Below are 21,129 nucleotides of genomic sequence, written 5' to 3' on the forward strand. Positions count from 1 at the left end.
TGTGAGAGGGTGCCTGCACACTGAACGACGGCTTCGGCGCGGTGACCATCGGTTCGGAGGAGTAGTACATCACCGACACCGCGTTCGCCATGGGCTGGCGCCCTGACATGTCCAAGGTCAAGCCGACCGGCAAGCGTGTCGCGATCATCGGCGCGGGCCCGGCGGGCCTCGGTTGTGCCGACGTGCTGGTACGTGGCGGCGTGACCCCGGTGGTGTTCGACAAGAACCCGGAAATCGGCGGTCTGCTGACCTTCGGCATCCCCGAGTTCAAGCTGGAAAAGACCGTGCTGAGCAATCGTCGCGAAGTCTTCAGCGGCATGGGCATCGAGTTCCGCCTCAATACCGAGGTGGGCAAGGACGTGACCATGGAGCAACTGCTCGAAGAATACGATGCGGTATTCATGGGCATGGGCACCTACACCTACATGAAGGGCGGTTTCGCCGGTGAAGACCTGCCGGGCGTGTACGACGCGCTGGACTTCCTGATCGCCAACGTCAACCGCAACCTGGGCTTTGAAAAGTCGCCGGAAGATTTCGTCGACATGAAAGGCAAGAAAGTCGTGGTACTCGGCGGTGGCGACACCGCGATGGACTGCAACCGTACTTCGATTCGCCAGGGCGCCAAATCGGTGACCTGTGCCTATCGTCGTGACGAGGCGAACATGCCGGGCTCGCGTAAAGAGGTAAAGAACGCCAAGGAAGAAGGCGTGAAATTCCTCTACAACCGCCAGCCGATCGCGATTGTCGGTGAAGACCGTGTCGAAGGCGTGAAGGTGGTCGAGACCCGTCTCGGCGAGCCGGACGCCCGTGGCCGTCGCAGCCCAGAGCCGATCCCGGGTTCCGAAGAGATCATCCCGGCCGACGCCGTGGTCATCGCCTTCGGGTTCCGTCCAAGCCCGGCACCGTGGTTCGAGCAGTTTGAAATCCAGACCGACAGCCAGGGCCGCGTCGTGGCACCGGAACAAGGTCAGTACAAGCATCAGACCAGCAACCCGAAAATCTTCGCCGGTGGCGATATGGTTCGCGGCTCTGACCTGGTGGTGACGGCGATCTTCGAAGGCCGTAATGCGGCGGAAGGGATCCTGGATTACCTGGGCGTCTGATCAAAAGCTTCGCTGGCAAGCCAGCTCCTACAGGATTTCGCATGACCTGTAGGAGCCGGCTTGCCGGCGAAGAGGCCGCGACAAATTGACCCGATAGACAAAAGGCTGACCTCCATCCGTGCCTTTTGCGTCCGGCTCTGAGAAAATGCCCGCACTTTTTTTCCGGATGCCGACATGACTGCCCTGAAGAACGACCGTTTCCTGCGCGCCCTGCTCAAGCAACCCGTAGACGTCACCCCCGTGTGGATGATGCGTCAGGCCGGTCGCTACCTGCCTGAATACCGCGCCAGCCGCGCCAAGGCCGGCGATTTCATGAGCCTGTGCATGAACCCGGAGTTCGCTTGCGAAGTCACGTTGCAACCGCTCGACCGCTATCCGCAGCTGGACGCGGCGATCCTCTTCTCCGACATCCTGACCATCCCCGATGCCATGGGCCAAGGCCTGTACTTCGAAACCGGCGAAGGTCCGCGCTTCAAAAAAGTAGTCAGCACCCTGGCCGACATCGAAGCCCTGCCGATTCCTGATCCGCAGAAAGACCTGGGTTACGTCATGGACGCGGTCAGCACCATTCGCCGTGAACTGAACGGCCGGGTACCTCTGATCGGTTTCTCGGGCAGCCCGTGGACACTGGCCACCTACATGGTCGAAGGCGGCTCGTCGAAAGACTACCGCAAGACCAAAACCATGCTCTACGACAACCCGCAAGCCTTGCACCTGCTCCTGGACAAGCTCGCGCAGACGGTCACCAGCTACCTCAATGGCCAGATCCTGGCCGGCGCGCAAGCGGTACAAATCTTCGACAGCTGGGGCGGCAGCCTCTCGGCGGCGGCGTACCAGGAATTCTCCCTGGCTTATATGCGCAAAATCGTCAGCGGCCTAATCCGCGAGCACGAAGGCCGCAAGGTTCCGGTCATTCTGTTCACCAAGAACGGCGGCCTGTGGCTGGAAAGCATTGCCGACGCTGGTGCCGACGCACTGGGCCTGGACTGGACCTGCGACATCGGCAGCGCCCGCGCCCGTGTCGGCGACAAGGTTGCCCTGCAAGGCAACATGGACCCGACGGTGCTCTACGCCAAGCCTGAAGCGATCCGCACCGAAGTTGGCCGCATCCTCGCCAGCTATGGCAAGGGCAGCGGTCACGTGTTCAACCTGGGTCATGGCATCACGCCGGAAGTTGATCCGGAGCACGCCGGCGCCTTCCTGCGTGCGGTGCATGAGTTGTCGGCGCAGTATCACGAGTGATCGCTGCCCAATAAAAAACGCCCGGTCTATGCCGGGCGTTTTGTTTTCAGGCTTTCACATTGCCCAGCGGCGGCAACTTCGCCAGTTTCAACGCCACCAGCAACGCCACCATCAGCAGTCCACCAATGAATAAGCCAATCCCGTTCCAGCCGCCCAAGTGCCAGAATACGCCGCCCGCCGTTCCGGCAATGCTGCCCCCGGCGTAGTAGCTGAACAGGTACAAGGACGATGCCTGGCCCTTGGCTTTGAGGGCACGGCGGCCGATCCAGCTGCTGGCGACCGAGTGGGCACCGAAGAAGCCGAACGTAAACACCAGCATGCCGATGATGACCAGCGGCAATGGTGTAGACATCGTCAGGGCGAGACCGCCAATCATCAGTGCGATAGTGCTCCAGAGCACTTTGCGGCGACCGATTTTATCCGCCAGCGAGCCGATTTTCGCCGAGCTGTAGATGCCTGACAGGTACACCACCGAAAGCAGCCCGACAAAGGCCTGTTCCATGTGATACGGCTCGGCCAGCAAGCGGTAGCCGATGTAGTTGAACAAGGTGACGAACGCACCCATCAGCACGAAGGCTTCGAGAAACAGCAGCGGCAGGCCGGCGTCGCGAAAGTGCATGGTGAACCCGTCGACCAGGCTGCGCGGGTGCAGCGAGCGGGGGCGGAAGTTGCGCGACTCAGGAAGGATTTTCCAGAACACCGCTGCCGCAATGAGTGCCAGGCCGCCGATCACCAGCATTGCCGTGTGCCAGCTGACGAAGTCGATCAATACACCGGTGATAAGACGCCCGCTCATCCCGCCGATGGCGTTGCCGCCGATGTACAAGCCCATGGCGAGGCCGATGTGCTGTGGGTGAATCTCTTCGCTCAGGTAGGTCATCGCCACCGCCGCCAGGCCGCTCAACGACAATCCAATCAGTGCGCGCATCGCCAGCACGCCATGCCAGCTCGGCATCATCGCGCTGGCCATGGTGCACAGTGCGGCGGCAAACAGCGCCGCCACCATCACCGGTTTACGTCCGATGCGGTCGGAGATCGGGCCGGTGATCAGCAGACCGATGGCAAGCATGCCTGTGGCCACTGACAGGATCAGGCTGCTCTGTGCCGCGTTGATGGAATATTCGTGGGACAGCAACGGCATCATCGGTTGCACGCAGTAGAGCAGGGCGAACGTCGCGAAGCCGCCGCAGAACAGCGCCAGCACGGTGCGCATGAACGCCGGCGTACCTTTTTCGATGTAGATCTCTTTCAACTCGACAGCCACATCGTCCAGTGCGGCGGGAGGAATTTCATGGGTAAGTGGAGCGACAGCAGTTTTCACGGTGGACCTCGGGGGAGCGCAGCCGGTCAGGCAATGAAAAAAGCATATAGCTGGCTAATGATTCAATCCAATATATTGTTCGACCTGTTTGATAGCTTTAACGACCTAATGGGGTTTTCATGGAATTGCGTCATCTGCGCTACTTCATCGCCGTCGCCGAAGAACTGCATTTCGGCCGCGCCGCACAGGTGCTGGGCATCTCCCAACCACCGCTGAGCCAGCAGATTCAGGCGCTGGAACAGGAAGTCGGCGCGCGCTTGTTCGAGCGAACCAATCGTCGGGTCGAGCTCAGCGAAGCCGGGCGATTGTTTCTGGAAGAGGCGCGGTTGGTGCTGGCGCAGGTGGACAAGGCGGCGGATGTTGCACGACGGGCGCAACTGGGTGAATTGGGCGAATTGAAAATCGGTTTCACCTCGTCGGCACCGTTCAACTCAACGATTCCCCAGGCGATTTTTTCGTTCCGTCAGCGTTTTCCTGCCGTGCACTTGAACCTGCGGGAAATGAGCAGCACCCAGGTGGCCGATGCGCTGGTGGATGAGTCGATCGAGGTCGGGATCATGCGGCCGCTGGGGCTGCCCGACTCCCTCAGCGTGGTCGAACTGATGCGCGAGCCGTTGGTCGCGGTGCTCAGCTCCAAGCATCCGCTGGTGAAGGACAGTGAAGAGGGATTGTTCCTGTCAGCGTTGGCCCTCGAGCCCTTCGTATTCTTCCCGCGCAGCTACGGCAGTGGCTTGTACGCGCAACTACTCAGCCTGGCCCGTGATGCCGGTTTCAGCCCGCACTTCGCCCAGGAGGCGGGTGAGGCAATGACCATTATCGGCTTGGTGGCCGCGGGGCTGGGGGTGTCGGTGCTGCCGGCGTCTTATCAGCGGATGCGCATTGACGGTGTGGTCTATCGGCCGTTACTCGATCCAGCGGCGGTGTCGGCGGTGTGGCTGGTGCAGCGCAAGGATCAGAAATCGGCGATGGCGAGGGCGTTTGTGGAGTTGTTGACGCGAAAAGTAGAGCCGTTGAAGTCGTGACTGCTGCGCAGTCAATCGCGAGCAAGCTCGCTCCCACAGGTTTCAGCGGCGTGAACACGATCTTGGTAACGACGGGAACCCTGTGGGAGCGAGCTTGCTCGCGATTGCGTCCGAGAGAACACCAAAAAGACCAGCTGTATGGAGCAAGAAGTAACAGTCCTGCGGGAAACTTCACCACCCACTGTGGGACATTTCCGAAATCCCTCGCAACGGCTACAGCGCCTTGCGGCGTTACCTACAACTACTCCAGAATCCGCCGGCTTGTGCGCTTTGAGGGCCATCGCTAACTTGATTCGCGTCACTGAATGTCAGTGATCGGGTTTAGTAGCCCGTTGTTATGCGAAGCGCATTGGCGCTCCTGATAGGCAGGTATACCAATACCTGCCCTTGACGGTAGCTGTGCGCAGGGCGCCTTCGGGCGCGCCGGTTGGCGACGACCCGGTCTACTAACCTGCGTACAGCTGCCACCCTTTTGATCAGTAGCGATTCGGTGTGGCCCCCACTGTCAGGACGCTGAATCATGACCAATACCTCAAACCCACCGGATACCAACCCAGACACTCCACACCAACCCAGCAATATCTTCCTCATCGCCCCCGATATCGACAACCACACCCTGCTGGAATACGCCTGCGTTTCACTGGCATCGGCCAATGTCATGGCGAGCGACTTTGCCAGAGACCTAAAGGGGTCGCAGAGCCATACGCTGCTGGGGATTCAGCAATCGATCATGCTGGGAGAACTGGCGGTGAATCGGGTGTTGGATAACCTCGATCCGCCATGACCTGTCCGGGAGGCAGGAACTTGTGGGAGCGAGCCTGCTCGCGAAAAACGTCCAGGCAACGCGTTCATTCAGATAGCACGCGTTATCGTTGACATCCATCGCGAGCAGGCTCGCAGGGGAAATATTTCAGGTTACGCCCAGCGCTTGAAAATCAGCGACGTATTCACCCCGCCAAACGCAAAATTATTGTTCATCACATACTGATTGCTCATCTGCCGAAACTCGCCTCGCAGGTAGTCCAGCTTGCCGCAATGCGGGTCAACTTCATCAAGGTTCAGGGTGTGTGCATACAGGTCGCTGTTCATCATTTCGATGCTGAACCAGGACTCCAGCGCGCCACAGGCGCCAAGGGTGTGGCCGAGGAAGCTCTTTTGCGAACTGATCGGCATGTGTTCGCCGAACAGGCTGCTGGTGGCCAGGGTTTCGGCGATGTCGCCCTGTTCGGTGGCCGTGCCGTGACCGTTGACGTAGCCGATGTCGGCAGGGCTCAAGCCCGCGTCTTCCAGCGCCAGTTCCATGGCCCGGCGCATGGTGACTTGTTCCGGGCGGGTGGTGTGCTGGCCGTCGGCATTGCTGCCGAAACCGACGAGTTCGGCGTGAATACGAGCACCCCGCGCCAGGGCGTGTTCCAGTTCTTCGAGCACCAGCATGCCGCCGCCTTCACCGATCACCAGGCCGTCGCGCCCTTTGTCGTAGGGGCGCGGAGTGGTATGCGGGGCATTGTTTTTCAGGCTGGTGGCGTAGAGCGCATCGAACACCATGGCTTCGGTTGGGCACAGTTCCTCGGCGCCGCCGGCAAGCATCAGCGGCAAGCGGCCGAACTTGATGGCTTCGTAGGCATAGCCGATGCCCTGGCTGCCGCTGGTGCAGGCGCTGGAGGTGGGGATCAGGCGGCCGGTGAGGCCGAAGAAGATGCTGATGTTGGCCGCCGTGGTGTGCGGCATCATGCGCACGTAGGAATTGGCGTTCAGGCCTTCGGCCACCGAGTTGAGCAGCATGTTGCCGAACGCCTTGATCTCGTCGGTGCTGCCGGTGGAGGAGCCGCAGGCAACGCCCATGCGCCCGTCCTTGATCGATTCGTCACCGAGCAGTCCGGCGTCGGCCAGCGCCTGTTCCGCCGCGCCGACGGCCAAGCGTGAGACGCGGCCCATGCTGCGCAGTTGCTTGCGCGTCCAGTGGCCCGGCACCTTGAAGTCATCGATGGGCCCGGCCAGGCGCGTATTGAGTTCGGTGAAGCGGTCCCATTCGTCCATGCGGCGGATGCCGCTGCGGTTGGCCGCGAAATGGCCGGCGATGGTTGCCCAATCGCTGCCCAGCGAGGTGATGCCGGCCATGCCGGTGACGACGACGCGCTTCATCAGCACAGGCCTCCATTGACGGCCAGAACCTGCCGGGTGATGTACGAGGCTTCCGCCGACATCAGGAAATTCACTGCGCCGGCCACCTCTTCAGGCGTGCCCATGCGCTGTGCAGGGATCATTTTCATCATTTCTTCCACCGGCACGTTTTCATCGAGCATGGCTGTGTCGATCAGGCCGGGTGCGACACAGTTGACGGTGATCTTGCGCTTGCCCAACTCGATCGCCAATGCCTTGGCCGCACCGATCAATCCGGCCTTCGAAGCGCTGTAGTTGACCTGGCCGCGATTGCCGATCAAGCCGGACACCGAGGTGATGCAGACAATCCGCCCGGCGGCGCGCCGACGAATCATCGGCATCATCACCGGGTGCAGCACGTTGTAGAAGCCGTCAAGGTTGGTGCGCATCACCACATCCCAATCATCCTCGCTCAGTGCCGGAAAAGCACCGTCACGCGTCAGCCCGGCATTGAGCACCACGCCGTAATAGGCGCCATGTGTTTCGACGTCGGCCTCAAGAACGGCCTTGCAACCGGCGCGGTCGGACACATCGAATTGCAGGATACGCGCCTTGCGACCCAGCGCCTCGATCTCGACTTGCACGGCTTGGGCATCCGCCAGGCCACTGCGGCAATGCAGCACGATGTCATGCCCGGCCTGGGCCAGGCGCAGGGCGATGGCGCGGCCGATGCCGCGGCTGGAACCGGTGACCAGTACGAATTCAGTCATGACTGGACTCCTTCGGATTCATGAAGATATTGAGCCGCCTGAGGCGGGCGATACACGTTCAGGCGGGCGCTGGCGTGAATGCCGGGTGCGTTGATGTGGCACTCGAACACGCCCATGCCGTTGTCATCTTCCAGCGAGCGGATGCCATGCAGGGTCAGCTCGGTGCCGGCGGGAAAACGGTCGACGTTGCATTCGAACTTGCGAGAACCGAGCAAAAAGCCCAGCTCCACGGCATCGCCCCGTTGGCGCGCCTGGCAACCGGCGAAGGCCGCGACGCTCTGGGCCATCAGTTCAATCCCGACCCAGGCCGGCAGGCTGCCGTCGGGGAGGTTGAACAGGCCGTCGGGCTTGACCCTCATGCGGGTATGTATCTGTTCTTCATCGAATGCCAGGATCTGGTCGATGAGAATCATGTCACCGGCATGGGGCAGCAGTTCGGCGAGCGGCCAGTCAATCATGGGGCGTCTCCGATAATCAGGCTGACGTTGTTGCCACCGAAGGCGAAGGAATTGCTCATCAGGTAGCGAGGTCCAGTGGACGTCAGGCGATCGGCGGGAGTCACCCATTTCAGGGCGGGCAGTTCGGGATCGGGTTGGCCGTCCCAGACATGCGGCGCCAGGCTGTGTTCGCGGTTGTCGTCACTCAGGCTCAACCAGCAGAACGCGGCTTCCAGCGCGCCGGCCGCGCCAAGGGTATGACCGGTCATGGGCTTGGTCGAAGAACAGGGCACGCCGGCCGGGAACAATGCCGCGACCGCGTGGCTTTCCATCGCGTCGTTGTGTGGGGTGGCCGTGCCATGCAGGTTCAGGTAAGCAATCTGTTCAGGTTGCAGCATGGCCCGGCTCAACGCCTTGCGCATCGCCTGTTGAGCGCCGCGGCCGGTGGGCTCCGGCGCGGAGATGTGGTGCGCATCGGAACTGGCGCCACTGCCCAGCAGGGCAATCGGCTGGCTGTCGCCAGGCTGTTTGCTCATCAGGAACAACACGGCGGCTTCGCCGATATTGATGCCATTGCGGTTCACCGAAAACGGATTGCAGCGCTGCCCGGACACCGCTTCGAGTGCCGAGAAGCCGTTGAGGGTCAGCTTGCACAGGGTGTCGACTCCACCGCACAGCACCACGTCGCACACGCCCAGGTCGAGCAGGCGCTGGGCACTCATCAATGCGCGTGCGCTGGAGGTGCAGGCGGTGGAAATCACATAGGCCGGGCCGCTCAATTGCAGCCAGTCGGCGAGAAAATTCGCCGGTGCGCCGAGTTCCTGTTGCTGGTAGTCGTATTCGGCCGGGAACTGCTGTTCGTGCACGTAACGGGCCAGGCCCTGGCTGGCTTCCTCGATGCCCGAGGTACTGGTGCCAAGCACGATACCGATGCGGTCGCGACCGTAGGTCTGGATGGCCTGATCGATATCACCGCGAATTTGCAGCACGGCCTCCATCAGCAATTGATTGTTGCGGCTGCGTTGGCAGGTCAGCTCCGCGGGAATCGGCACGAGTGCGCCCTGGACCGCGCCCACCGGCAATGACCGCTCCGGCACCCAACCGGCCTCACTGCGCATGCCGGAGCAATCGCCGGCGAACAGGTTGCGGGCGACTTCGTTTTTGTTGCGGCCCAGGGCGCAGATGACCCCGAGGGCATTGAGGTAAGCCGTCATGGTGCGTCACCGCTCAGGGGCGTGATTTGGTATTTCGGGCCTTTGGGCAGATTCAATTCGAAGCTCAATGGTTGTGTGTAACGGACGTCCCAGCGCGCCGGCAGCGAGCGTTGCGCCCCGTGTTGCCACGCCTGCGGATAGTTGCCAGGCAGTTCATCCCTGGGGGTCAGTGCAAACAGCAACGCGGCGAACAGTTCCCGGGCCTCCGGGTTAGGCGGCAACAGGCCATCGGCGTGCCAATGGCCATCGATCAGTTTCTGACGGGCCTGCGGAATACCCAGCAAGTCCATCATCGACCAGCGTATGGCAGGACCTTCACGCTGGATGACCAGTACCCAATCCAGTCGTTGTTGGTCTTGCAGGCGCTGAATGTGCAATTGCAGCGGCAACCCCACGTTTGGGCTCTGTTCGGGCAGCGGCGCCTGGCTGGCACAGGCGCACAGCAACAGGATGCAACCAAGCAGCAGGCATCGAGTCATCAGGCACACCCTTCAACGGGTTTGCGCACCACGTAGCGCTTGTCAGTCATGTCGCATCCCGTGCACAGAGTTCTGACAGCATCCGCAGTCGACGTTTCGGTTCGGCGACGAATGGATTGCGCTCGTCCCAGGCATAACCGGCGAGGATCGAGCTGATCATGCGGCGGATTTCCGCATTGCCGTCAGGGTAGTAAATCACGTCCTGGAATGTCCCGGCGTACCAGCCCTCGACGTAGCAGCGGAACGTATCGACGCCGCGCTTGAGCGGTTCGGCGAACTCACGCTGCCAGTCAACGGCCTCGCCTTGCAACTGGCGGTGCAGCACCCCGGCGGCCATGCTTGCCGAGCGCATGGCGATGGTCACGCCAGAAGAAAACACCGGGTCGAGGAATTCCGCCGCATTGCCCAGCAACGCAAAACCCGGCCCGTGCAGGGTTTTCACATTGGCGGAGTAACCGCCTATGGTGCGTGCAGGCGTGTCCCACACGGCGTTGTCCAGTACCCCGGCGAGGCTGGGGGTCTGCGCAACGAAACCGCGCAGGCAATCGTCGAGATTGTCGCTGCGACCTTGGAAATGTTCCGCCGCGGCCACCACGCCGACCGAGCAGCGGCCATTGCTGAACGGAATGGTCCAGAACCAGACGTTACGCTGCACAGGGTGGGTGGTGATGAGGATCTTGGTGCGATCGAAGTTGGGGTGATCGATATGGTCTTCGACATGGGTGAACACCGCCTGGCGCACCGGAAAATTCGACGGTGCTTCAAGGTCGAGCAAACGCGGGAGGACGCGGCCGTATCCGCTGGCGTCGAGCATGAAGTCAGCCTCGATACGGTAATCGCTGCCGTCCTCGCGCCGTACGCCGAGCCGCGGTTTGGCCTGATCGATATCGACGCTGACGATGGTTTCGCCATAGCGGATTTCCACGCCTTGCAGCGCAGCCTGATCAGCCAGCAGTTTGTCGAAGTCCGCGCGCTGGACCTGGAAAGTCGTCGGCTTGCCCTGAGTGAATGTATCGCCGAAATCGAAGGTGCTGTAGCGCTCGCCCCAGGCAAACGCGGCCCCGGTTTTCAATTGGAAACCCGCGGCGTTGACGGCGTCGAGCATGCCCGCTTCCTCGACGAAATCCAGGCAGTGGGACAACAGGCTTTCGCCGATGGAAAAGCGCGGGAAATGCTGGCGCTCGATCACCAGTACGTCATGCCCCTTGCGTTTGAGCAGCGCGGCGGCGATGGCCCCCGAGGGACCCGCGCCGATGACCACGATCTGACGACGTTGCGTTTCAACGATTGGCATGGGGGCTCCTTGCCGGGGCGGCAGCTATCAATGGGATCCGGTGCATGCCGGCGAGTGCCGGCAGCAGGGTCGCGACCAGGCCCATCAGCATCAACGCAAAATACAGCGCCGGGCTGATGAGCTGTTGTTGCAGCAGCAGGTTGAGAAAGACGATTTCGCTTAGGCCGCGAATGTTCAGCAACACGCTTTCGCGCCAGCGACTGGCGCCCTGGAACGAGGCGCCGGCCCAGCCAAGGCCGAGCCAGTTGCCCAGCAGCTTGCTGGCAATCGGCAACAGCAGCAGGGCCGCCAGCTGCACCCAGCCGAGACTGTCCATGGCGCTGTGGACGTTGATCTGCACGATACCGAAGGTGAGTATCAGTGGAATGGCGATGTACGTCTGCAGGCGGTTCATCCAGATCGCCGGCAACGGCAGCACCAGCGGTGCCTTGAGTGCCGCCATGACCAGTACATAGCCGATGCCGAAAATCAGCGCATTGAGCTTGTAGTGCTCGGCGACCACCAGCAAGGTGAAAAAGCCCAGGCTGTAGAGCCAGGTTTGCCGCAGGCCCAACAAACGCAGCAGCACGGGCAGGCAGGCGCCGGCCAGGGGCAGCAACAGGCTGCTCAGGTGCAGGCTGCCCTGGGCGATGGCGAACAGGGTCCAGCAGGCCAGGTCGATGATGATCGCGGTCTGCACCAGGCGCCGGGTGGCGGCGTGCGGGTAGGCGATGTGCCGCAGGTACAGGTACAACACCGGGATCGCGGTGATGGCGAACAGCAGGCCGACCGCCAGAGAACTGATCCAGGGTTGCGGCGGCAGCAGCCAGATGGCCGTGGCCAGGCCGCAGGCGAACGGAATGCAGAAACTCGGCAGGGCGATTTTCAGGCTCTGGCGGTCCAGTTGCAGGTCGATGACATCGCTGAGGATATAGCCCAGCAGCAGGGCGAAACTCAGGCTGTACAGATGCTTGAGCCAGGCCGGCGAAACCAGTGCCGCGCCGCTCAGCTGCCATTGCGGTTCGATCCAGAAGTACATCAGCAGGGGCAGTCCGAGGGTCGCCAGCAACAACTGGCTGACGATTGGAATCAGGCCGAAATGCCGACCGACCCGGGTTGCCAGGGCGAACAGTGCCAGGGCCATCGCCCAGAACAGCGCAATCATCATGTCGTCGGTTCCGTAAGGCTGGCGGCATGCACCTGGCGACCGGCCCAGGGCGCGAGCAGGAAGCTGAAGATCAGGCCCAGGCTCACTGACAGGCCAAAGTTGCTCACAGCGGGTGTGCTCGACACCGCCAGCAGGCCGAACGACAGCCAGGTGGTCAGCGCGGCCAGCAAGGTGCCCAGTAGGCTCACGGCGGCGCCGCCGACCTGTTCGCGCATGAGGATGGCGTAGTCGACGCTGATCGCCGTCACCAGCAACAAGCCGAACAGGCTGAACAGGGTCAATGGCTGCCCCAGCCAGCCGAGACTGGCTAGGCTGCACAATGCCGCCAGCAACGGCAGGGACACAATGCGCAGCGCGCCGCCAGCACCGAACGGCAGGATAAGCACCAGCACGATCAGTACGCAGGAGGCGAGTTTCAGTTCTGCGGCACTGATCTGGGTGGCGGCGAACACGCTGTTCAACTCGCCCAGTCGATCCACCAGTTTTACGCCTGGCAGATCTTCGGCCTGTACCCGCAACAGGGCAGGATTGTTCAGGCCCTGCAAGCTGACCATCGCCGCCACGCCGTCAGCGGTCGGCCCCAGCCACAGCAGGCGATAAGGCTCGGCCAACGGACCGGCCAGTGCGCTGTCGATGTCTTCGACAGGCAGTGCCTGCAACTGGCTCAACTCCGCTTGCAGCGCCTGTGCCGGTACGCCCACATCCAGCAACGGCTGCCAGAACGCCGGCAGTTTGCTCAATGCCTCACGAACCTTGCGCTGTTCGCTGGGCGGGCTGACCAGTTGATTGAGCGACAGGTAGCCTTGAAGTTTCTCCAAACTGACCAACTGATCCAGGCGTTCACTCAGGGCGCTTTGGCGTTCGAGCAATTGCTGCTGGTCGGCCGCCTGCACCAGGAAAAACTGGCTGGTGGGTTGGTGGCCGGTGATTCGCGCAATGGTCTGAGCTTCGTCAGTCAACTGCTGTGGGGCGCCCACCCACTGGCGGATGTCGTTGCGGGTTTCGAGCTGCACCAGGCCGCCGGCACAAAAAGCGATCAGCAGCGCCAGCAATACGGGGGTGCTCAAATGCCTGAGCAGCGCTTCGCGGCGTCCCAGTAAAAACTCGCAAAGCCGCAGGGGCCATTGCGCCGGGCGCAGCTCGGCACCCTTGAGCAGCGCTGGTAGCAGGCACACCGCGCACAAATAGGCACCCAGCAGGCCCGCCGCCGAGAACACGGCAATCTGGGTCAGCGCCGGGAAGGGCGTCCAGGCCAGGGCCAGGTAGCCGATGGCGCTGGTGACCAGGCTCAGGGTCAGGCCCGGCAAGGTCAGGCGCAGCGCCGGCCAGCTGTGCCAGGGTTTCAGGCTCCAGCTCTTGGACAGGTAATGCAGCGGGTAATCGACGGCGACACCGATCAGGCTTGAACCCAACACCAGCGTCATCACATGCATGTGGCCGAACAGTGCCACGCAGGCCACCGCGCCAAACAGCATGCCCACCAGCACCGGGACAAACGCCAGCAAGACGCGCCAGCGGCGGAAGGCCAGCAACAGCAACAACAGGATCCCGACCGTGGCACCGCCACCGACCCAGGTCATCTCGCGGGACGCCTGGCGCTGGCCGTTGGCGGCGTACAACAAACCGCTCGCGGCCAGCAGTTGCACATCGGCCCGGGCGGCCTCCTCACGGTTGTGCGCGAGCAGGTCGGCCACCTGCAGCGGCAGGTTCATGTCGAAAGCGTTGCCGGTGGTCCGCGCCCGCAACAGCACCCAGTGCTTGCCATCCGCCTCGGCGATCAAGGCGCCACTGCCGATGTCCAGTTGCACGGCACCGTGCTGTGGCTGGCTGTTCTGGATGCGCCCGGTCAGGCCCAGCCAGTCGTCCTGGCTCGGCACCAGGCTGAACCCGCTGAACGGGTCAAACAGCGCCTGCACCCGTTGCTGGATAAAGGCATCGGGGTGCTCGATCAACTGCTCGCGATCTTCAGCAGCGAGCATGGCCAGTCGGCCTTGCAGCAGTTGCGTGCGCAGGGCCGGCAGGTCGGCCTGCAGGTTCCACTGGACCTTTTCGAACAGGCCGCTGGCTTGCCACTGATCGCCCAGTGTTTGCGCCATGGCAATGGCTTGCTGGCGATCGGTATGACCAACCAGCACCAGTATTTCGCGGTTCAGCGGTTCCTGCATGCGTTGTTCGGCGCGCAGTTCCAGCGCATCCGGTGCGGTGCCGGGCACCAGCTCCATCAGGTTGGCCGACAGCGGCGCGCCATCGCGCCATTGCCAGCCGGCAAGCGCCAGCACTGCCAGCAGCAGGATCAGGAACAGCCACGGTAGCCTGCGTTCACTCGGCAAAGTCATGTTGCTCCGTGTCGCTCAAGGGTTGCGCGCTGGTGCTGTCCTGCATGCGCAACAGCGTGCTGTCGCCTTGGGTTTCCAGCAGCTCGATGCTGTTTACCAGTTCGCCGCCGGTGATGTTGATCTGGTTGAACACCTGCTTGAGCAACATCGAGCGTGGCGTCAACTTCAGTGTCCAGTTCTGTGCATCGCCACTGAGCGCCAACTCGAAATCCCGTTGCAGTCCGCTGCTGTCGCCTTGCAGAACAGCCAGGAACAAGCGGTTCTGCTCGGCACCGGCACTCTTGCCCGGCAACATCTGCCAGCCGCCGGCATCGCGCCGGGCAATGCCGGTGGTGGTGATGCGGTAGTCCTGTTGCAACGGCGTCTTGAGCAGCCACAACAAGCCGTGATTTTTCGCCAGGACGAAAGTGCCCTTGCTGGTCAGTGGCTGGGGCAGGGCACGCAGGTGTTTTTCCTGGATGAAGTGGCCGTGGATGACATCGGGCCTGGCCAGTTGCTCGCTGAGCTGTTGCAGGTCGAAGGCATTGGCCATCGAACACAAGCCGAGCAGCAACAAAGTGCCCAGGCATTTGCCGAGCGCGTTCATGCCAGCACCCTGGCAACGGCATCGGTGAACACCTTCGGCGAGGCCAACTGCATTTCGCGATTGCTCATGTCGACCGCGACCTGTACGGAGACGCCACGGGTCAGGCGTTCGCCGGTTTCCAGGTCGCTGATCAGGTAATTGATCTTCAACCGGTTCTCCCATTCCACCAGATTGGCGCGCACGTTGAGCGTCTGGCCGAACTGCGCACCGCGTATGTAGCGCAATTGCAGGTCGATCACCGGCCACGCATAGCCCGAATCGGACATCGCCGTGTAGTTGTGACCGATCTTGTCGAGCAATGCGCAGCGGGCGATTTCCAGGTATTTGACGTAATGGCCGTGCCACACGACGTTCATCCTGTCGACGTCGAAGAACGGCACGAGGATTTGCGTGTCGGTGTAGAGCACTCCTTTGCTACGCATGCAGCCTCCAGTGTTGTGCGGCGATACGTTGCAGGCACAGGCGCAATTCGCCTTCCAGCGCGCGGTCCTCGATGACCGGCGGGAAATCCTCGCCCAATGCTTCATGCATGGCCGCGAGGGCCGGTGGCAGCGGTCGCGCATCCTCGGCCTGAGCGCGCAGCCAGACGCCTTGGTTGGCGGCCAGCAAGGTGGCGGCGGCGACCTGTTCGGTCAGCTCCAGCACGCGGATCGCATCACGGGCCGCGATGGTGCCCATGCTCACCTTGTCCTGGTTGTGGCACTCGGTGGAACGCGAGAAAACACTGGCGGGCATGGTGTTTTTCAGCGCTTCGGCGGTCCAGGCGCTGGCACCGATCTGCACCGCCTTGAAGCCGTGGTTGAGCATGGCGCGATCGGCCGTGGCACCGGACAGGTTGCTTGGCAAACCGTGGTTGTAGCGCTCATCCACCAACAGGGCGAGTTGTCGATCCAGTAGGTCGGCGACGTTGGCCACGAGGTTTTTCAAGCTGTCCATGGCGAACGCGATGTGCCCGCCGTAGAAGTGCCCGCCATGCAGCACGCGTTCGGCTTCGGCATCGATGATCGGGTTGTCGTTGGCGCTGTTGAGTTCGATTTCAATGAACGAGCGCAGCCAGTTCAGGCTGTCGGCCAGCACACCGAGAACATGCGGCGCGCAACGCAGCGAGTAGCGGTCCTGCAGGCGATGCAGCGGCGCGGTCGGCGCGTCGATGGCCAGGTCCTTGCGTAGCCACGCGGCAACTTGCATCTGCCCCGGGTGCGGTTTGGCGGCGAACAGACGCTCGTCGAAATGCTCCGGGTTGCCTTGCAGCGCAACCACGTTCAAAGCGGTGATGCGCGTGGCCAGTTGCAGCAGGTATTCGGCGCGGGCGTACGCCAGGCAGGCGAGCCCGGTCATCACGGCGGTACCGTTCATCAGTGCCAGCGCTTCCTTGGGGCGCAGTACCAGCGGCTGCCAGCCGAGTTCGCGGTGAACATCGGCGGCTTGCCGGCGCTCGCCGCGATACATCACTTCACGCTCGCCGGACAGTGTGGCAGCGACGTACGACAGCGGCGTCAGATCACCGCTGGCGCCCACCGAGCCTTCTTCCGGAATCAGTGGCAGGATGTCGTGTTCGAGGAATGCCTGCAGGCGTTCCAGCAGCTCCACGCGCACCCCGGATACACCCTGGCAGAGCGACTGCAGGCGTGCTGCCAGCACCGCGCGGGTGGCCTGCGCGTCAAGCAGCTTGCCCAGGCCGCAGCCGTGGAAGGTGTACAGATGACGCGGCAAGGCCTCGACGTGATGCAGCGGCACCGCGACCACACAGGAATCGCCATAGCCGGTGGTCACGCCGTAGATCACGCCTTCCTTGTCGAGCAGGGAATCGAGGAACTGCGCGCCTTTGGCGATGCGCTGGCGAAATTGTGGGTCGCCCTGCAACTGAGTCGGCGCCTGGCGATTGGCCAGGGCCAGCACATCGTCGATGCGCAAAGGGCGTTCGCCGAAGATTACAGGCTCAAGCGTTGGCGTCGTCATCGGTCTTCCAGAAAGGGTAAAAGTTGAACCATTGTCGAGGCGCTTCGAGGCAATAGTGACTCAGGCGCTCGGCATAGCGGGAGGCCCACTGATGAATGACCTGTTCACGGTCGCTGCGTTTCCAGGTGATCGCGTCAGCGAAGGGCTCGAGGGTCAGGCGATAGTCGCCATCGGGTTTCTTCAGGCACAGCAGCAGGTTGACCGGGCATTTCAGCAGTCCGGCCAGCAGCCACGGCCCTTGCGGGAATTTTGCCGGGTGACCGAGGAAATCCACGGTCACACTGCGCCCGCCGTGCAGCGGCACGCGATCGCCGGCAATCGCCAGCCATTCGCCGCGTTCCAGGCGTTCGTGCAGTTGCAGCATGATCACCGGGTCCAGTTCACTGACCTGGATCAGCCGCAGATTGGTCGCACCGGCTTCACCCAGCAAGCGGTTGAAACGCTCGGCGTGCTTGGTGTGCACCAGCACGTTCATGGTGACCTTTTCGCCGATCTCCGCCAGTGCACGGCAGACTTCGAGGTTGCCCAGGTGCGCGCCCACCAGCATTTGCCCGCGTGTGCCGCGTAGCTGGTTGCGCAACAGCGCCGGGTCGATGATTTCGATTTGCTCGATGCCCAGCTTGCCGTTCCACACGTCGAGCTTGTCGAGCAGGGAGTCGGCGAAGGCCATGAACTGGCTGAACACCCGCCAATGGCTCGGGCGCAGATCGTTGCGACCGCTCCAGTCAGCGAGCCGTTGCTGGTACTGCCAGGCGCTATGACGGGCGCTGCGGCCGAACAGGAAAAAGTACAACACGATGCCGTACAGCAGCGGGCTCAGCAGTCGACGACCGAGCAATCTGGCGGCGACCGCGGTGAATTTCATCAGCCAGAAACTGCCGCGCTCCTCGCGGTCAGCCCAGTGTTGCTTGTCGGCGTTCATGTGCGCCACCGTCGCCAGAGGATCAGCGGCGAGCGCAGCAGCATGCCGAAGAACAACCGGGTGTGCATGCTCGTAATCAACACGTTGTCGTGGAACATGCGGAAATGCGAAACACCGTCCAGCGGGTAACGGACTCTGGTTTGCAGCCATTGCATCGGCTGTCCGCGCCAGGCCAGGCGAACCAGGATGTCCGAGTCGAAGTCCATGCGCTTGCCGATCTTCGCCGATTCGATCAACGCCAGGACCGGGGGCAAGGGATAAAGGCGATAGCCACACATGGAATCGCGAATCTGCAGCGACAGGGTGTTGATCCAGACCATCACATGGGTCAGGTAGCGGGCGTACAAACGACCCTTCGGCACGCTCTCGTCATACAGCGGATAGCCGCAGATCACGGCTTCGGGATGGGCACGCGAGCGTTCGACAAAACGTCGGACATCCTGCAGGTCGTGCTGGCCGTCGGCGTCCACCTGCAAGGCGTGGCTGAAGCCCAGGCGCGAAGCTTCGCGCAGACCGGTCATCACCGCGCCGCCCTTGCCCTGGTTGGCGGCGAGGCGGATCAGATGCACGTTGTCGCGCAGCGCCAATTGATCGAGCACCCTGGCACAGGCCGGGCTGCTGGCGTCGTCCACCAGAATGCACGGCAGCTGGTTGGCGAGCAGCGCATCGACCACGGTGGTGATCGCGGTCTCGTGGTTGTAGACCGGGACGACGGCGCAGGGGTTATGCATGCGTCGCCTCCAGCAAAATCCGGCCACTGGAGCAGGTGGCGGTTTCGTTGCGATAGGCGAAATAAAGCTTGCCGCGGGCTGGGTCGAAGCGCAGGTGCAGCTGGACTTCGTCGCCGGGACGCACCAGTTGCTGGAACTTCAGCACTTCCATGCCAGCGAATTTCTCCGGCAGGTTCATCAGTTGCTGGCCCAGGTGCATCGCCCACTCCACCTGCACCACGCCGGGCAACACGGGAGCTGTGGGAAAGTGCCCGCTGAAATAGGCAAGGTCCGGCGGCACCGCCAGTTGCAGGCTCCATTCGCCGTTGACTTCGACCTGTTCCAGCACTTGCGGCGCCTTGGGGCGCGGAGCCAGCAGCAGGGCTTCGACGTCGGCCTGGGGTAGTTTGCCCTGGGCGTTCAACGGCAGTTGTTGCAGCAGGCGCCAGCGCCTTGGCAAGGCCAGGGCTTCACAGTGCAGGCTCAGGTGTTGTCGCAGTTGTTCGGTGAGTGTGCGTCGACCCTGATTGCGCAGCACATGCAAGCCCGCGTCACTCAGGACCAGCAGCGCGCCCAGTGAGGCGCGGTTTTCCTGGACGACACCCAGGCGCGCCTCGGCAACCCAATCGTGGGCCATCAGCGCCTGCTCCAGCATCGGCAGCGAGATCCGTTTCTCTTCCAGCTTGACGATCCGGTCCAGTCGCCCGAGCAGTTCAAACCGGCCATCAGCCGCGATTCGCGCTGCATCGGCCGTGTGCTCAAGATGGCCGTCAGGCAAGTAGGGCGACGCGATGAGCAAGGCACCCTCATTGTCCTGGCTCAACTGGACGTCGGTAAAGGGCTGCCACAGTGACGGGCCCTGACGCCAGGCGATGCCGCCCGTTTCCGAGCTGCCGAAAATTTCCGTGGGCCATTGCTGCAGGCGTTGGTGCAGGCGCTGCGCGGCCTCGGCGGGCAGCGCGCCACCGGAAGAAAACACCCGACGTACAGCGCTCAGCGCTGGCCAGTCGAGGTTGTCGCCCATGCGCTTGAGCAGGGCCGGGCTGGCAACCCAGGCGAAGACCGGGTGCTCGCGACTGGCGCGCTGCAAGTCTTCCGGGAAGGCCAGCTGTCTGCGAATGAACGGGCGCCCTGCGCACAGTGGCCACAGCACCCGGAACAGCAGGCCATAGATGTGCTGGGTGGCGACGCTGCCAATGATGCAGGCCGAGCCGAGGTCGGCGCCCCACAGTTGTTCCAGGGCCTGGACTTCATTGACCAGTTGGCGCAGGTTTTTTTCGATGCGCTTGGGTTCGCCACTGGAGCCGGAGGTGCACAGGCTCAGCGAGCAACCGTCAAGGTCGAAGGCGCCGGCGCCAAGGGGTTGATCCTGAAAATCGCCCAGGTGCGCATCGTCTGGCTGATCGGTGAGCCATAAATCCACTTCGCCGGACCAGCGCTGGCGAGTCTGCGGTTGCAAGTCGGCCGGCAGCAACACGCTGACCCCGGCACGCCAGGCACCCAACAGGGCAATCGCCAGGTCGGCGGCGTCTTCAAGGTGCACGGCAATGTGCTGCACCCCACGGGTTTGCAGGCCGGCGGCCAGGCGCAGGGCCTGCTCGCGCAATTGTGCGTGATCGAGCCGGGGTTCGGTCGTCACGGCACGCTCCGGCTCGGCCTTGAGCAGCAGATGCTCAAGTTTTATCCAGTTCATGGGCGGCCTCGTACCCGTTGTCGTATTAGCCATTCAATGGCAAACATCAGGCCTATCAATCCGTAGGAGATCAGGCCGGTGTACAGCATCCACCAGCTCAGCGGTGCCCACAGTGTCAGGGCTGCAGCGCAGATCCCGTTGCACAGGAAAAATACGCACCAGGCGATGGTCACCTGGCGGGTATAGCGGATCGCCCTGGCCGGCAAATGCGCTTCGCGCAGGCGGGCCAGGCGTTCGACCATCGGCGGGCCGTACTTCAGGCTCAGTCCGAACAGCCCTAGCATGAACCCGCTGATCAATACCGGGTACCAACGCAGCAGCAGCGGACTGTCGAACAGCGCCAGCAACAGGCAGAACAGGATGGCCACGCAGGCCATCCACGAACTGCCGGGTCGGCGCTTCCCCGTCAGCGCGCGGGCCAGCCACAGGCTGCCCAGCAGCAGCCCGAACTGCCATGGGGCGAAATGCTCCATGCCGAAATACACCGCAAAGGGGTATAGCAAGCCCGCCAGCAGCAGGCCGAGGCCGATCAGTCGACTCATGCGGCCGGTTGAACCAGACGGTAGACCGCCTCGACCACGTCGCTGACAGTGCGCACCGACTTGAACTCTTCGGCGGCGATTTTTTTGCCGGTCTGGCGCTTGATGTGATCGATCAGGTCGACCGCGTCGATGCTGTCGATTTCCAGGTCCTGGTACAGGTTGGATTCAAGGCTCACCCGTTCGGGGTCCAGTTCGAACAGCTCGACCAAGGCATCGCGCAGGGTGTTGAAAATGTCGTCACGAGTTTGCATG

At 62.5% G+C, this 21,129-nt stretch carries 20 protein-coding genes and 1 pseudogene; 4 read left to right on the forward strand and 17 right to left on the reverse strand.

The window, feature by feature from the left end:
* Positions 1 to 5: 5 nt before the first annotated feature.
* Both ACIO0C_RS27200 and hemE read left to right on the forward strand, forming a co-directional pair.
* Positions 6 to 1,103, forward strand: a pseudogene (locus ACIO0C_RS27200) (FAD-dependent oxidoreductase); the annotation flags it as partial.
* A 174-nt stretch (positions 1,104 to 1,277) separates the two neighbouring features.
* Positions 1,278 to 2,345, forward strand: coding sequence for a uroporphyrinogen decarboxylase (gene hemE / locus ACIO0C_RS27205; RefSeq protein WP_401316901.1), 1,068 nt, complete (start codon positions 1,278 to 1,280; stop codon positions 2,343 to 2,345).
* A 46-nt stretch (positions 2,346 to 2,391) separates the two neighbouring features.
* Here hemE and ACIO0C_RS27210 read toward each other — a convergent pair whose 3' ends face one another.
* Positions 2,392 to 3,633, reverse strand: coding sequence for an MFS transporter (locus ACIO0C_RS27210; protein WP_401316991.1), 1,242 nt, complete (start codon positions 3,631 to 3,633; stop codon positions 2,392 to 2,394).
* 152 nt (positions 3,634 to 3,785) lie between these two features.
* Here ACIO0C_RS27210 and ACIO0C_RS27215 point away from each other — a divergent pair, with 152 nt between their 5' ends.
* Both ACIO0C_RS27215 and ACIO0C_RS27220 read left to right on the forward strand, forming a co-directional pair.
* Positions 3,786 to 4,688: a LysR family transcriptional regulator gene (locus ACIO0C_RS27215; RefSeq protein ID WP_160105267.1), complete on the forward strand. Its 903-nt coding sequence runs from the start codon at positions 3,786 to 3,788 to the stop codon at positions 4,686 to 4,688.
* Between the two features lie 520 nt (positions 4,689 to 5,208).
* Positions 5,209 to 5,472, forward strand: a complete 264-nt coding sequence (locus ACIO0C_RS27220; RefSeq protein ID WP_401316904.1) for a DUF6124 family protein — start codon at positions 5,209 to 5,211, stop codon at positions 5,470 to 5,472.
* A gap of 131 nt (positions 5,473 to 5,603) precedes the next feature.
* Here the strand turns inward: ACIO0C_RS27220 and ACIO0C_RS27225 are convergent, their stop codons facing one another.
* The 16 genes from ACIO0C_RS27225 to ACIO0C_RS27300 are packed head-to-tail and all read right to left on the reverse strand — an operon-like array spanning position 5,604 to position 21,128.
* Positions 5,604 to 6,830: a beta-ketoacyl-ACP synthase gene (locus tag ACIO0C_RS27225; RefSeq protein ID WP_401316906.1), complete on the reverse strand. Its 1,227-nt coding sequence runs from the start codon at positions 6,828 to 6,830 to the stop codon at positions 5,604 to 5,606.
* Positions 6,830 to 7,558, reverse strand: coding sequence for a 3-oxoacyl-ACP reductase FabG (fabG, locus tag ACIO0C_RS27230; protein WP_401316909.1), 729 nt, complete (start codon positions 7,556 to 7,558; stop codon positions 6,830 to 6,832). The genes ACIO0C_RS27225 and fabG overlap by 1 nt, the downstream gene beginning before the upstream one ends.
* Positions 7,555 to 8,016, reverse strand: a complete 462-nt coding sequence (locus tag ACIO0C_RS27235) for a hotdog family protein (protein ID WP_401316912.1) — start codon at positions 8,014 to 8,016, stop codon at positions 7,555 to 7,557. The genes fabG and ACIO0C_RS27235 overlap by 4 nt, the downstream gene beginning before the upstream one ends.
* On the reverse strand, positions 8,013 to 9,209 hold the full coding sequence (locus ACIO0C_RS27240; protein WP_401316914.1) for a beta-ketoacyl-[acyl-carrier-protein] synthase family protein: 1,197 nt from the start codon (positions 9,207 to 9,209) through the stop codon (positions 8,013 to 8,015). Before ACIO0C_RS27240 ends, ACIO0C_RS27235 begins: the two co-directional genes overlap by 4 nt.
* Positions 9,206 to 9,688 (reverse strand): hypothetical protein, encoded by a 483-nt coding sequence (locus tag ACIO0C_RS27245; RefSeq protein WP_401316916.1) that lies wholly within the window; start codon positions 9,686 to 9,688, stop codon positions 9,206 to 9,208. Before ACIO0C_RS27245 ends, ACIO0C_RS27240 begins: the two co-directional genes overlap by 4 nt.
* 46 nt (positions 9,689 to 9,734) lie before the next feature.
* The gene (locus tag ACIO0C_RS27250) at positions 9,735 to 10,982 is read right to left on the reverse strand and encodes an NAD(P)/FAD-dependent oxidoreductase (protein WP_401316919.1); all 1,248 of its coding nucleotides are present in this window, start codon (positions 10,980 to 10,982) and stop codon (positions 9,735 to 9,737) included.
* A complete protein-coding gene (locus ACIO0C_RS27255; RefSeq protein ID WP_401316921.1) occupies positions 10,969 to 12,129 on the reverse strand; it encodes a sodium:proton antiporter in 1,161 nt (386 codons plus the stop codon). The genes ACIO0C_RS27250 and ACIO0C_RS27255 overlap by 14 nt, the downstream gene beginning before the upstream one ends.
* Positions 12,126 to 14,465: an MMPL family transporter gene (locus ACIO0C_RS27260; RefSeq protein ID WP_401316923.1), complete on the reverse strand. Its 2,340-nt coding sequence runs from the start codon at positions 14,463 to 14,465 to the stop codon at positions 12,126 to 12,128. Before ACIO0C_RS27260 ends, ACIO0C_RS27255 begins: the two co-directional genes overlap by 4 nt.
* Positions 14,449 to 15,051 (reverse strand): outer membrane lipoprotein carrier protein LolA, encoded by a 603-nt coding sequence (locus ACIO0C_RS27265; RefSeq protein WP_401316926.1) that lies wholly within the window; start codon positions 15,049 to 15,051, stop codon positions 14,449 to 14,451. The genes ACIO0C_RS27260 and ACIO0C_RS27265 overlap by 17 nt, the downstream gene beginning before the upstream one ends.
* Positions 15,048 to 15,473, reverse strand: a complete 426-nt coding sequence (locus tag ACIO0C_RS27270; RefSeq protein WP_401316928.1) for an acyl-CoA thioesterase — start codon at positions 15,471 to 15,473, stop codon at positions 15,048 to 15,050. Before ACIO0C_RS27270 ends, ACIO0C_RS27265 begins: the two co-directional genes overlap by 4 nt.
* Positions 15,466 to 17,010 carry a histidine ammonia-lyase gene (gene hutH, locus ACIO0C_RS27275; RefSeq protein WP_401316931.1) on the reverse strand — a complete coding sequence of 515 codons (1,545 nt, stop codon included), beginning with the start codon at positions 17,008 to 17,010 and terminating at the stop codon, positions 15,466 to 15,468. The genes ACIO0C_RS27270 and hutH overlap by 8 nt, the downstream gene beginning before the upstream one ends.
* On the reverse strand, positions 16,991 to 17,932 hold the full coding sequence (locus tag ACIO0C_RS27280) for a glycosyl transferase (RefSeq protein ID WP_401316934.1): 942 nt from the start codon (positions 17,930 to 17,932) through the stop codon (positions 16,991 to 16,993). The genes hutH and ACIO0C_RS27280 overlap by 20 nt, the downstream gene beginning before the upstream one ends.
* Complete coding sequence (locus ACIO0C_RS27285; protein ID WP_401316937.1) at positions 17,929 to 18,663, reverse strand: glycosyltransferase family 2 protein; 735 nt, start codon at positions 18,661 to 18,663, stop codon at positions 17,929 to 17,931. Before ACIO0C_RS27285 ends, ACIO0C_RS27280 begins: the two co-directional genes overlap by 4 nt.
* Positions 18,656 to 20,335, reverse strand: a complete 1,680-nt coding sequence (locus ACIO0C_RS27290; RefSeq protein WP_401316939.1) for an AMP-binding protein — start codon at positions 20,333 to 20,335, stop codon at positions 18,656 to 18,658. The genes ACIO0C_RS27285 and ACIO0C_RS27290 overlap by 8 nt, the downstream gene beginning before the upstream one ends.
* Positions 20,332 to 20,877, reverse strand: coding sequence for a hypothetical protein (locus ACIO0C_RS27295; RefSeq protein WP_401316941.1), 546 nt, complete (start codon positions 20,875 to 20,877; stop codon positions 20,332 to 20,334). Before ACIO0C_RS27295 ends, ACIO0C_RS27290 begins: the two co-directional genes overlap by 4 nt.
* The gene (locus ACIO0C_RS27300; RefSeq protein WP_007992314.1) at positions 20,874 to 21,128 is read right to left on the reverse strand and encodes an acyl carrier protein; all 255 of its coding nucleotides are present in this window, start codon (positions 21,126 to 21,128) and stop codon (positions 20,874 to 20,876) included. Before ACIO0C_RS27300 ends, ACIO0C_RS27295 begins: the two co-directional genes overlap by 4 nt.
* Position 21,129: the final 1 nt, after the last annotated feature.

It is taken from the genome of Pseudomonas sp. NPDC087336, from assembly GCF_044744285.1.
GTDB lineage: Bacteria > Pseudomonadota > Gammaproteobacteria > Pseudomonadales > Pseudomonadaceae > Aquipseudomonas.